Annotated in this window: 12 protein-coding genes; 9 read left to right on the plus strand and 3 right to left on the minus strand. The window is 42.1% G+C overall.

Annotated features, from left to right (window positions below; all coding sequences use genetic code 11):
• Positions 1–27 precede the first annotated feature (27 nt).
• The gene (locus IGI92_RS04640; RefSeq protein ID WP_430608195.1) at positions 28–474 is read right to left on the minus strand and encodes a flavodoxin; all 447 of its coding nucleotides are present in this window, start codon (positions 472–474) and stop codon (positions 28–30) included.
• Positions 475–650: 176 nt separating this feature from the next.
• Here IGI92_RS04640 and map point away from each other — a divergent pair, with 176 nt between their 5' ends.
• The 3 genes from map to IGI92_RS04655 all read left to right on the plus strand — a co-directional run bounded on the left by map (position 651) and on the right by IGI92_RS04655 (position 3658).
• Positions 651–1415, plus strand: coding sequence for a type I methionyl aminopeptidase (gene map, locus IGI92_RS04645; RefSeq protein WP_005228863.1), 765 nt, complete (start codon positions 651–653; stop codon positions 1413–1415).
• 79 nt (positions 1416–1494) lie between these two features.
• Positions 1495–2418 carry a YihY/virulence factor BrkB family protein gene (locus tag IGI92_RS04650; protein WP_005237256.1) on the plus strand — a complete coding sequence of 308 codons (924 nt, stop codon included), beginning with the start codon at positions 1495–1497 and terminating at the stop codon, positions 2416–2418.
• A gap of 19 nt (positions 2419–2437) precedes the next feature.
• Positions 2438–3658, plus strand: a complete 1221-nt coding sequence (locus IGI92_RS04655) for a glycosyltransferase family 4 protein (RefSeq protein WP_430608196.1) — start codon at positions 2438–2440, stop codon at positions 3656–3658.
• A gap of 184 nt (positions 3659–3842) precedes the next feature.
• On the opposite strand, the gene IGI92_RS04660 is transcribed toward IGI92_RS04655, so the two are convergent.
• Entirely contained in the window at positions 3843–5144 is a 1302-nt protein-coding gene (locus IGI92_RS04660; protein ID WP_430607528.1) for an ISL3 family transposase, read from the minus strand.
• A 312-nt stretch (positions 5145–5456) separates the two neighbouring features.
• Here IGI92_RS04660 and IGI92_RS04665 point away from each other — a divergent pair, with 312 nt between their 5' ends.
• The 5 genes from IGI92_RS04665 to IGI92_RS04685 all read left to right on the plus strand — a co-directional run bounded on the left by IGI92_RS04665 (position 5457) and on the right by IGI92_RS04685 (position 10350).
• The gene (locus IGI92_RS04665) at positions 5457–6443 is read left to right on the plus strand and encodes an aldose epimerase family protein (RefSeq protein WP_430608197.1); all 987 of its coding nucleotides are present in this window, start codon (positions 5457–5459) and stop codon (positions 6441–6443) included.
• A gap of 141 nt (positions 6444–6584) precedes the next feature.
• A complete protein-coding gene (locus IGI92_RS04670) occupies positions 6585–7031 on the plus strand; it encodes a CopY/TcrY family copper transport repressor (RefSeq protein ID WP_008377382.1) in 447 nt (148 codons plus the stop codon).
• 37 nt (positions 7032–7068) lie between these two features.
• Positions 7069–7278: a copper chaperone CopZ gene (gene copZ, locus IGI92_RS04675; protein WP_005237251.1), complete on the plus strand. Its 210-nt coding sequence runs from the start codon at positions 7069–7071 to the stop codon at positions 7276–7278.
• 118 nt (positions 7279–7396) lie between these two features.
• Positions 7397–9721, plus strand: a complete 2325-nt coding sequence (locus tag IGI92_RS04680; RefSeq protein WP_430608198.1) for a heavy metal translocating P-type ATPase — start codon at positions 7397–7399, stop codon at positions 9719–9721.
• 101 nt (positions 9722–9822) lie between these two features.
• Complete coding sequence (locus IGI92_RS04685; RefSeq protein WP_005237249.1) at positions 9823–10350, plus strand: type II toxin-antitoxin system Phd/YefM family antitoxin; 528 nt, start codon at positions 9823–9825, stop codon at positions 10348–10350.
• A 160-nt stretch (positions 10351–10510) separates the two neighbouring features.
• Here IGI92_RS04685 and IGI92_RS04690 read toward each other — a convergent pair whose 3' ends face one another.
• Positions 10511–11230, minus strand: a complete 720-nt coding sequence (locus IGI92_RS04690; RefSeq protein ID WP_430608199.1) for a DUF2087 domain-containing protein — start codon at positions 11228–11230, stop codon at positions 10511–10513.
• A gap of 177 nt (positions 11231–11407) precedes the next feature.
• Between IGI92_RS04690 and IGI92_RS04695 the strand changes: the two genes are divergently transcribed.
• Positions 11408–12577 carry a pyridoxal phosphate-dependent aminotransferase gene (locus IGI92_RS04695; protein WP_008377389.1) on the plus strand — a complete coding sequence of 390 codons (1170 nt, stop codon included), beginning with the start codon at positions 11408–11410 and terminating at the stop codon, positions 12575–12577.
• Positions 12578–12619 lie beyond the last annotated feature (42 nt).

Consider the following 12619-nt stretch of genomic DNA (forward strand, 5'->3'; position numbering starts at 1 on the left):
ATTGATTTTGTCAGAGGTTTTCTTGTTTTATTCAGCGAATGCTTCTGCTAGTTTTTTGGCAAAGGCTTCTAAGTTTTGAATATCGTCTTCTTCTGCAGCCAAGTCAACTTTGATGCTGTCAGCTCCTTTTGTCGCACCAGTTTTGCTAAAGGCGGCTTCAAAGTCGTCAACCGATTTACAAAAGTCATCATAAAAAGTATCACCGGAGCCGCAGACTCCAAAGATTTTGCCGCTTAAATTAAGTTCTTGCAAATCTTCATAAAAATCGACGATCTCATCCGGTAGCTCCCCGTCTCCATATGTATACGTTGCGACGATACAGATATCGGCATCTTCAAAGTCATCTGCATCCACTTGGGTACACTCATTCATTTCTACTTCCATGTCAAGATTTTCAAGGGCTTCAGAAACGATATCCGCAATTTCTTCCGTATTCCCCGTCATGCTTGCATAGACGATTTTTGCTAAAGCCATGGGCTTTTTCCTCCAATCTCATTCCTATTTTCAAGGAAAACTCTCTTACAGATTATAGCAAATGCACGAAAGTTTGAAAACAAAACTTGAAAAACTCTTTACAATGTCTGTGAATTTTGTAAAATATGGGATTTCTATGGTAAAATAAGAGGAATTTAATTAAGGGAGACGAGAACATGATTACATTAAAATCTGCCAGAGAAATTGACCGCATGGCCGAATCCGGCGCGCTGTTAGCAGATGTCCACAAACAATTACGCAGTTTCATCAAACCAGGTATCACGAGTTGGGATATCGAAGTGTTTGTCAGAGATTATATTGAAAGCCACGGCGGCATCGCTGCCCAAATTGGTTTTGAAGATTACAAATATGCCACTTGCTGCAGTATCAATGATGAGATTTGTCACGGGTTTCCTCGAAAAAAACCATTGAAAGACGGCGATCTAATCAAAGTCGACATGTGTATTGATTTAAAAGGCGCCATTTCTGATTCTTGTTGGAGTTATGTCGTAGGGAACTCGACGCCTGAGATTGATCGATTAATGGAAGTAACCAAAAAAGCATTGTATCTAGGAATCGAACAAGCGCAAGTGGGCAACCGAATCGGTGACATCGGTCATGCCATTCAAACCTATGCGGAAAAAGAAGGGTACGGGGTTGTGCGTGATTTCGTAGGACACGGCATTGGCCCAACGATCCATGAAAGTCCGATGATCCCTCACTACGGAGAAGCCGGCAAAGGGTTACGTTTAAAAGAAGGAATGGTCATTACCATCGAACCTATGATCAATACAGGGACGTGGAAAATGAAAATGGACCCTAATGGCTGGACCGCCTATACTCTAGATGGTGGCTTAAGCTGCCAATATGAACATAGTTTGGCGATCACCAAAGAAGGTCCGAGAATTTTAACTTCTCAAGGAGAAGAAGGAACCTACTAAATTTTATAAGTAGGAGACTTCTGGTTGTTACGTATGACAAAGAAAAAAAGGCAGATGATTCGCTGGCGGAGGAAGAAACATGAAAATCGTTGATAAAGTAAAAAGCAATCAAAAGCTGATGCGTTTCATCGAAACGACGCAAAATAGAATAACTGATTCAGAAATGGGGACCACTTCGGTCGTCGTGGCCTACTATTTATTGCTTTCACTTTTCCCGTTAATGATTGCGCTGGGGAATCTTTTGCCGTATTTATCAATTGATCCGAACACGGTTTTATCTTATGTACAGGAATTGATCCCGAATCAAATCTATGATTTTATCGGCCCAGCGATCGAAAATCTCCTCACCACAAGCTCTGGTGGATTGTTGTCGATCTCCGCTTTAGCGGCGTTGTGGTCCGCGAGTCAAAGTATCAATGCCTTGCAAATTGCGATGAACAAAGCCTTCGGTGTGGACCAGCGTTCCAATTTTATCGTGGTGCGCGCAGTATCATTTGTGATCATCCTGCTCTTTATGATTGCGATCGTTGGGGTTACGATGGTATTTGGGCTTGGAAAAATCATTCTTGATTTTTTGCAGCCGATTTTTAAGTTTCAAGACAATCTGATCGATACGTTCCAAACAGTCAAATGGCCAGTCACGATCGTTGCTTTGCTGTTTATCATGATGCTGATCTATTGGTTAGTGCCTAATGCAAAGGTCAAGTTGCGTTCGACTTTGCCGGGGGCGATCTTTGCAACGATTGGCTGGATGTTGCTGTCACAAGTGTTTGGCTTATACGCCCGTTACTTTGCTGCGAAAATCATTGGCTATCAAATTATTGGAAGTTTTATTGTTTTAATGATCTGGTTGAATCTTGCTGCGACGATTATTATCTTGGGTGGAATCATCAACGCAGTGGTAGAAGAGTATGTATCAGGACAAGAGATCAAAGAACGAACAGATCCTGTTCAGCGGATTTCTTCGAAAATCGAAGATACATTTACCAATAAAGAGAAATAACGGAAAGCGAGAATAAACGATGGATTTTGCATTCAAATTTGTAATGCGCTTATTTATAACAATGATCGTGTCTTTAATATTGACACCGGTCATCAAATTGATATCTTGCAAGATTGGTGCAGTTGATCGTCCAGGAGAGCGTCGGATCAATACGAAGACTATGCCTTCAGCTGGGGGATTAAGTATTTTTTTAGCCTTTTCCTTTGCGCTGCTTTGGGAATTTCGAACAATGATTCCTTTCGACTTCGTTTGGCCGATTCTTTTAGGTGCAACAATAGTGGTGATTACAGGATTGCTCGATGATATATTTGAACTGTCGCCAATGCAAAAATTAATAGGTCTGACATTTGCAGCGATGGAAATTTATTTCGTTGCTGGAATAAAAATCAGCACAGTCACGATTCCTTATTTTGGCTTTATTGATCTGGGATGGTTTGCCTTGCCTATGACTTTGATTTGGATACTGGCAATTACCAATGCGGTGAACTTAATCGATGGTCTCGATGGTTTGGCGAGCGGCGTCTCTATTATCAGTTTGACGACGATAGGGATTATCAGCTATTTCTTTCTGCCGAATTTTGTGGAAGTACCAATGGTCATTTTTACTTTGATCGCAGCAATCATCGGTTTCTTTCCATATAATTTTTATCCAGCAACCATTTTTCTAGGAGATACCGGTGCATTGTTTTTAGGGTTTATGATCTCGGTCCTCTCTCTACAAGGATTGAAAAACGCAACTTTTATTTCTGTTCTGACGCCCATGTTTATTCTCGGTGTACCAATCACGGATACTGTTTATGCGATGATCCGAAGAAAGTTTAATAAACAGAAGATTTCCTCTGCCGATAAAATGCACTTGCATCATCGATTGTTGTCGTTAGGATTTTCTCATCGCGGCACAGTGTTAACGATCTATGCCTTAGCATTAGTCTTTTCTTTTATTGCTTTACTAATGAATTACGCGAGCAATACAGCGATTGTTTTATTAATCATTAGCACAGGTTTTGGAATTGAGCTGTTTATTGAGCTGATCGGATTAGTCGGTGAAAATCGTCAACCACTCATGTGTGCGTTAAAGTTTCTGGGAAATCGGCGATTCAGACAAAGTGTACTAACTAAACGTGCTGAAAGAAGAAATGCTGATCAAGAAAAAGAAAACAAAGATTTAGCTGCTAATGTTTCTCAGACTAAAGAAAAGCGACGAAAGAGAAAACATTACCAAGCAAAACACAAAAAATAAACGATACAATTGCGGCATAAGAGCCCAACAGGTGAAGCGAATGTGATTGATTATTGAAGAAAAGACAGGAGCAGCCAGCGCTTCTCCTAGTACTTTCTCTCACGATCAGCTGACCATGATTCAAGGCTCTTCGACATTTAGTGTTGGTAGAGAAAAATACAACTGAAAATTTAGTCATAACCAGTTAGGCAGCGTGCTTAACTGGTTTTTGTTTTACTTGGAAGATTAAGCCTTGAATGAGATAAATTCTTGCTCGAAAGTTGTGGAAATTTCGATAGCCGTAGGCTACTCGTTTTATCACTTTTATCTTGTTGTTTGTTCCTTCTAATGCCCCATTACTATACCTGGTTTTTAAAGCATATTGAATCCCTGATTTGTATTTATTTAAAAACGTCAGCTTCTTACAAAACCATTGTGGGAGGCGTTGATCTAAGCTGTTGATCGTATCGAAAAAGCTTTGGCTGTCCTTGTGTTTAAAGTGATAGAGGAGGAGCTGACAAGTCTCGTAAGCCCTTGTTAATTGCTCGTCATAACTCAAAAGTTCATCGACGATCGCTTTTTGCGTCATTGGTCTACGAAAGGATCGATCATATTGATAATTGGAACTATCCAGATCATAGGCATGCTTAAGGAGTAATTTCCAGAATCGCTTCAATCGTCGATACTTTGTCGGTTCCGTTTTTTGAAAGCTGTTCATTGTTTTAATTCGCAACTGGTTTAACGCACGAGTGATTTGTTGGACAATGTGAAAGCGATCGGTCACGATTTTTGCGTTTGGGAAGACCGCCTTTACAAGTTCAAAATAAGGGGCATTCATATCCATCACGACGTATTTCACGTTCGCTCGTGCTTTTCGGGTGAATTTAAGGAAATATGGTTTTAAGAATGCAAGGCGACGATTCTCCAATACACCGATCAATTGTTGGGTCTGCCCATTCATAAAGACAAAACTCATTTTTCCGCTGCAGGACTTCATTGATTTGAACTCATCAAAACAAAGGACCGAAGGTAACGTATCAAAACGAGGATGATACGTTTTTAAACAGGTGTGTAGGACACGCAGAACGGTTACGTCAGAGACAAAATAGCGATCGGCAATTTCTTTTCTTGTTGTATTCTTGGCCAGCTCCAAGGCGATTTGAATCTTTAATTCTTTTGAAAGATAGCAGTTTTCATCCACCAAGTTTGTCTGAGCATTGAATGTCGACTGACATTCTTTACAGTAAAAGCGTGTACGTACCAAGCGTAATTCTGTTTTTGTTGCTCGATAAGGCAAAAGTTGGACTTTTGTTTTGTGTGAGCCATTCTTGATGATTTGTCCTTCATTTTTGATGCCACATTTACGGCAATGGCTTGGTATATAGCTAAGTTTGGCATGGATAAGATTGGTGCGAAACCCCTCTTCTTCTATAGTCTCTAACCATTCTTCTTCGAAGAATAAATTTTCATCTGTTAAACCTAACAATTTTCTAGTACAATGATCCATGGAGATATCCTTTCTTGGTTTGGTTTTGTTTTAGACGACTAAATTCTACCAGTTAGGCTATCTCTTTTTCTATCTTTTTTTACAAAAAAAGTGTTGGTAGAAAATCCGTAGATTTTCCACCAACACTAAATATTGTAGAGCCTGATTCAATCAACCAGTTGGGCATTCTTGCCGCTTTTTATTTGTGTGAAGACGGCCCGGCATAAAATGAATGCTTACTGAATCCGTCCGTCTTGAATTGACGGATCTAGCCCTTAACGGCTATACTTAAAAAGAGTAGCAGACTAAACAAAGAAAGAAGGATATGAACGAATGCCAAATGTGAAACAAACGACCTCAGAAAAAATGGGAACGATTTATGAGCTTTCCAATGATAGCGGTACCATCGTAAGGCTGAGTCCCGAAGGCGCACGCTTATTGGATTGGGTCGTTCCAGTAGAAGAAGGCCGCGACATTGTGGTCGGTTATGATACGATCGAAGGACATCGCCAAGCACGCTATTATGGTGCAACGATCGGTCCAGTAGCGGGAAGGATCGCAGGTACCCGCTTTGAGGTTGAGGGGCAAGAATACCAAACGGAGGACAATGATGGCGGCAATACGCTTCATGGTGGTTCAAAGGGGCTTGACACGGATATCTGGATCGCTGAAACTTTTGAGGAAGCAGACAGAGCCGGCGTGATTTTTACTACCTCACGACAAGATGGCGACGGCGGCTTTCCAGGAAATGTTCGTTATCAAGTCACCTATACGTTGACTAATGACAATGAACTATTGCTTGCATATGACGCTAACACAGACAAAGCGACTTTATTTAACCCAACGAACCACGGTTATTTCAATTTGACAGGTGATATCCAACAGCCGATCGATGACCACTTGGTTCAAATCAATGCCGAACATGTGGCTGAAACGAACGATGACGTGACGACGACCGGTGAAAAAACGCCTGTCGCAGGCACAAAGTTTGATTTTAGACAAGAACGCCCAATGGGAACGACCATGTTGGATGATCCATTCTTATTGGATCATGAGCAAGAGTGGGATCTGAAAGTAACCAGTCCCGATCAAAAAGTGCAGCTGACTGTAACTACTGACCGTCCTGCTGTTGTTATTTACACAACAGGTGAGGGAGAAGCTGGGGCCCCAATGAAGACCGGTCCTTTTGCCAAACATGGCGGGATGGCGATCGAAACACAAGGTGTTCCTGGCTCTGAGAAATTCACCCACTTTGGTGAGATCGTGCTGCGCCCAGAAGAACCCTTCCACTCTGTGACGACGTATCAGGTCCACTTTTAAACGTTGGAACCAAACCATTTTTAACGAAATAGAAAAAAGCATTGCCAAAATGCAGAAAGTTTGGCGATGCTTTTTTTTGACAAAATGCGATTACAGATGTAAACTTAAAAATGTGAATCAGTTATGAAAGGAGGTGGACAAATGCAATCAGTGGTCGAACCAATCAAAATCAGCGATTCTGAATGGGAAGTCATGCGTGTGATTTGGACATTGGGACAATCCGATGCGAAAGAGATCACCGCTTTGTTAAGCGAAAATAAAAATTGGAAAGCAGCGACAGTCAAAACGCTTTTAGGACGACTTGTTAAAAAAGGCGTATTGAAAACAGAAAGCCAAGGGAAAAAGTTTGTTTACTCGCCACTTGTTTCAGAAGAAGCCACTGTTCGCAGTGCAGCTGAGAATCTTTTTTCTCATATTTGTGCCAAAAAAGTCGGACAAACATTAGCAGAAATGATCCAAGAAGCAGCATTGACGGCAGAAGATTTGGCGATGCTCCAAGCAGCAGTCGACCAAAAAGTGCCAGTAGCAGCGATTTCGTGTAATTGTATTCCTGGTCAGTGCCAATGCAAAACCCATGCAACAAAATAAGTAGCCAACAAACTGTTAAAAGAAATGAGGAATAGTAATGAAAAAAAATATGCAAATCAGCGGAATGAATTGCGCCCATTGTGCCGCAAAAGTTGAAAAAGCCTTAAATGAAGTACCGGGTGTGAAAAAAGCTAAAGTGGACTTGAAAAAAGCTCGTGGGACGGTCAAATTTGACGAGTCGCAAGTGACAGAAACAGCCTTAATCAGTGCAATAACTGAAGCTGGTTATCAAGGTGTTTTTGAATAAGCGATGCAAACGCTAAAGTGATAAGGAGAAAAATCTAGAAAGTCCAGCCGCTTGAAGCTTTTGTATGAAGGCGCAAGACTGTACGGATATTCAGTGAAATAGGAAGGGGAATACTAGGATGAATCAGAAAAAAACGTCACCTGCAGACAATCGTCAGACGTCAAGCCATCATAGGCATGAACCTAGGAATGAGCAGGATAATAAAGGGCAAGAAGGACTCACACACCCACAGGCGGAGGAAGTCCCTGAGCCCCGAAGCCATGAGATGAATGGGGTGGATCATCAAGGGGCGACATCAAAACTGCAGGAGCATGAAAGCGCCGATAGTAACCATGCTCACATGGATCATGAGGTTTCCAGTATGGACCATAGCCACATGGATCATGAGATGTCTGGCATGGATCACAGCCACATGGATCATGAGATGTCTGGCATGGATCACAGTCATATGGATCATGAGATGTCTGGTATGGATCATAGTATGCATATGGGAAATTTTAAGCAAAAGTTTTGGCTATCCTTGGTTTTGGCGATTCCAATCGTCATTTTATCACCAATGATGGGTATCGAATTGCCCTTTCAGTTCACGTTTCCCGGCTCAGATTGGGTTGTATTGATTTTAGGAACGATCCTATTTTTCTATGGGGGACAGCCGTTTTTAAGTGGTGCGAAAATGGAATTGAAACAAAAGAATCCAGCCATGATGACTTTGATTGCTATGGGGATCACGGTTTCTTATTTTTATAGTCTTTACGCGTTTATCGCTAATCATTTTCTTGCTGTTCCTCATGTAATGGATTTCTTCTGGGAACTAGCGACTCTGATCGTTATCATGTTGTTGGGGCATTGGATCGAGATGAATGCCGTTTCTAATGCCGGCAATGCATTACAGAAATTAGCAGAACTGTTGCCAAAAGAAGTGATTCGGAAAAATGCAGATGGATCAGAAGAACAGATTCCATTAGAAGAAGTGACCAACAAAACACAGCTGATCGTTCGCTCAGGAGATAAGATTCCTACAGACGGAACGATTCTTGAAGGGGAAACAACGATCGATGAGTCGGCAGTTACCGGTGAATCCAGACGGGTACCTAAAACCATCGGCAGTACTGTCATTGGAGGATCTGTCAACGGCAATGGTACTATTACGATGGAAGTCACAGGGACTGGCGAAGACAGCTATTTGGCAAAAGTCATGGAAATGGTACGAAAAGCCCAAGCTGATAAATCCCGCTTAGAAGCACTTTCGGACAAAGTGGCGAAATGGTTGTTCTATATCGCCTTAGTTGCTGGTGTTTTGGCCTTTGCTGTATGGCTGTTTGTTGCTGACCTACCGACTGCTCTTGATCGAATGGTCACGGTATTCGTCATTGCCTGTCCCCATGCGTTAGGCCTAGCGATTCCCCTCGTCGTGGCTCGTTCAACATCGATCGCTGCCAAAAACGGCTTGCTCTTAAAAAATCGCAACGCATTGGAGAATGCGCATCATGTTGATTATCTGATCCTCGATAAGACCGGTACGTTAACAGAAGGAACGTTTACCGTAACTGGCATCGAGGCGACGGGCAGCCTTTCTGCATCAGAAGTACTAGCTTACCTAGCAGGTCTTGAGAAAACCGCCAATCATCCGATCGCAGAAGGCATTTTGGCCCAAGCAGAAAAGGAAAACATCACAGCCAAAAAGGCGACTGATGTTCAAACAAGGACGGGTATTGGTCTGGAAGGCGTAATCGATGGACAAAAGTGGTTGATCGTCAATCAAAAAGGATTGGAGCAATTAACCATCCAGTATCAAGGGAAATCCTTGAAAAATTATCAAGAGCAGGGCAACACCATTAGCTATTTGGTTCATGACGGCAAAGTGGAAGGAATCGTCGCATTAGGGGATAAGGTGAAACCAGAAGCGAGTCAATTTATTCAAAAAGTGAAAGACTTAGGTATCACGCCAGTTATGGCTACTGGGGACAACCAAGAAGCGGCGCAAGCCGTAGCCGATTACCTAGGAATCGAAGCCTTTCATGCGGCAATGTTACCAGACGATAAAGAACGTCTAGTCAGTGACTATGTCAAAGAGGGCAAGTGCGTCGTAATGGTAGGCGATGGGATCAATGACGCCCCAAGTCTTGCAAGAGCGACGATCGGGATTGCGATCGGAGCTGGAACCGATGTAGCGATCGATTCAGCCGATGTCGTTTTGACGAATAGCGAACCTCAAGACATCTTGCACTTCTTGACTTTGGCGAAAAAAACAAGGCGCAAGATGATTCAAAATCTCTGGTGGGGCGCAGGATACAATATTTTTGCTATTCCTTTGGCAGCTGGCGTGCTCGCACCAATCGGGATCATTTTGAACCCAGCAGTCGGAGCTGTCTTGATGTCTATGAGTACGATCATCGTTGCCATCAATGCAATGACCTTATCAATCGAAAAAAGCGGCGATTAGCCGCTTTTTTGTTTCTTTTCCTAGGAGCAGTGAAATACCTCTATAATCTGCTTCTGGATTTATGCTATAATGTGTTCGTTGAGACAAGGAGGACGTTGATTATGGAACTGAAGAAGTTGGATGTTCCCACTACTTCAATTACTGAAGTAAAAAAATCTCCGATGGATGTATTTAATCAAGCGCGAGAAGCAGGAACAGCAGTATATGTATTCAATCGTGAAAAAGTGGCGGGGGTCATGTTGACACAAGAGCAGTACGAAACGTTATTGCAGGAATTAGATTATTTGCGTCAGCGACCGCTGATGGAAGAAGAGCCTGAACAGCCGCCAGTGGCAGGGCTAGAAGAATTCTTACAAATCATGCGGCAAGCACTGATCACCGGTGCCAGCATCTCGGCAAAAAATTTAGATGAGCGGATGGTGGCGTTAGGCTTCATCACTCGTAAAACAGGTTTTGGCGGTGTCGTCGACATGGTGAACGAATTGAAAGAAACAGGTAAGATTGTTTATCAGTTGCGCAAAAAACAAGACGGCAAATCAGTGACTGCTGAAGTCATTGGGGAACAAGACAATCAAACGCAATTATTTGATAAATTGATCATCAAAAAAATCTTTCTAAAAGAAAAATAAACGCTGGAACTTGTCCCAGCGTTTCAGACAGTAGACAAAGTACGGGTGTTTTCGTACTTTGTCTTTTTTTGTAAAAAACTGGAGCTTGTTAACTTTTCAAAACTGTGAAAGATACTGTCCATCCAACCAACAAAAATTCCATCCAACTACAGACTGGGTTTTAAGTCAGCCAGTAAGTTTTTCCGTCTTTCGTCCGTTGCATAAATCCATACTCGATCAAATATCGTCGGACAGTGACATAATCGGTGATCGCTTGTTTTAATACATCGTTTACGGCAGCTTCTGGATAATTTTTCTTCGGATCAAATTTTTGTGCCAGCACACTTAAGACAACGATCTTGCGCTTTTCTTTGCTCGGAAACTGTTTGATAAACCCCGCTTCATCAAAATAAGTAGCAATGATCTTTTCTCTTTCACTAGCCGTAATGGCATAGCGATCATCAAGCATCGTCGCCCCTTTGTGAGGCGGCAGCAACGGGGTTTCTTGCAACAAGGACATGATACTTATAAAAACAGTCGCTTGTCGCTGCTTTTCTTTTAGCTTAAAGCGATGATTCCTGACAGTCGAAGAAGAGATACCTAAGCGCTGGGCAATCACAGTATCGCTAACATCTTGGGCAAACAGTTGTAAAATCTCCTGTTGGCTTTCTGATAAGCCTGTTTGTTCTTTGGGTAAAGCCAATAATGCGGATAAAACGGTTCCGTGATGCTCAGTGATATGCTGTATCATTCGTTTTTTTGACGTAAAAAAGGCGCCATCAACGGGATAGATTTCTTCTTTGTCGAAGGTCTCCTGACAAAATACGCAACAATAATCCGTTGTTGTTTCGACATATCCTTGCTGATAATCAGAAATGGTAAACTCTTGATAAGGTTTCATTTTGGGTTCTCCTTTTTTGTTTGATTATATACTAACATAAAATGTTTTTGTTTGTAAATAAGCAAACGGAATTGTGGTTATTAGATTAATTTCATCCGTTGCTTAAAATTGTCGCCTTTTTGTGTTAGGATTAACAACAATAGCGAATGAATTTGCTTAATTCAAAGGAGTGATACTATGGCAGACGTAAGCCAACGCTTCAATCACGAAGTGTACAATATAGCTGTTTCATTGATTCGTAAATTTGATGAACGGGTTTCTTCAATTCCTGATATTTTAAAGTTAACGTTAGGCGAGCCGGATTTTAACACACCAGAGCACGTGAAAAAATCGGGTGTCCAAGCAATCGAACAAAATTTTAGCCACTATTCTGGAATGGCCGGCTTAGCAGATGTTCGGCAAGCAGCCAGCCTCTTTTTGAAAAATAAATATCAGCTTGATTACGACTTTCAATCAGAAGTATTAGTGACGATCGGTGCAACGGAAGCAATCTCAGCTTCTTTATTAGCCACGTTGGAACCTGGCGATAAAGTTCTCCTACCGGCACCAATTTATCCAGGCTATGAACCAGTCATCCATTTAGCCCATGCCCAACCGATCTATCTTGATACGACGGACAATGACTTTGTTTTAGCGCCAGAAGTTTTGGAAGCAGCCTTAAAAGAGCATGGGGAGCAAGTCAAGGCAGTCATTTTGAATTATCCTAGCAATCCAACAGGGGTCGTTTATACCCGAGAACAAGTCAAAGCATTGGCGGAGGTTTTAGAAAAATACCCCGTTTTTGTTATTAGCGATGAAATTTATAGTGAGTTGACTTATGATGAAACCCATGTGTCCATTGCCGAATACTTGCGTGACCAAACGATCGTGATCAATGGCTTGTCGAAATCTCACGCGATGACTGGGTGGCGCGTCGGCTTCATTTTTGCACCAAAAGCGTTGACTGCTCAGATCATTAAGGTCCACCAATACTTAGTGACTGCGGCATCAACGATTTCTCAAAAAGCAGCTGTGCGGGCATTGATCGAAGGCATCAATGATGCAGAAGTCATGAAAGCCGATTACCGTGAACGTCGAGATTACTTGTTTGAAAAGATGACTGCCCTTGGTTTTGACATGGCGAAGCCCTCTGGTGCATTCTACATTTTTGCCAAAATACCAGCAGGTTTCAACCAAGATTCAATGGCTTTTTGTGTCGACTTAGCGGAAAAGAATCAATTAGCAATCATCCCGGGTATCGCCTTTGGTCCCGAAGCAGAAGGCTATGTTCGTTTAAGCTATGCGGCAAGTATGGAAAACTTGGTGGAAGCGATGGATCGCTTGACACGCTATATGCAAAGCAATTGATTCTACAGACATTTCTTTCGTTTTTAGATAAAGCAAGCCCCC

This window comes from Enterococcus sp. DIV2379 (assembly GCF_050542965.1).
Classification (GTDB): Bacteria; Bacillota; Bacilli; order Lactobacillales; family Enterococcaceae; genus Enterococcus_D; species Enterococcus_D entomosocium.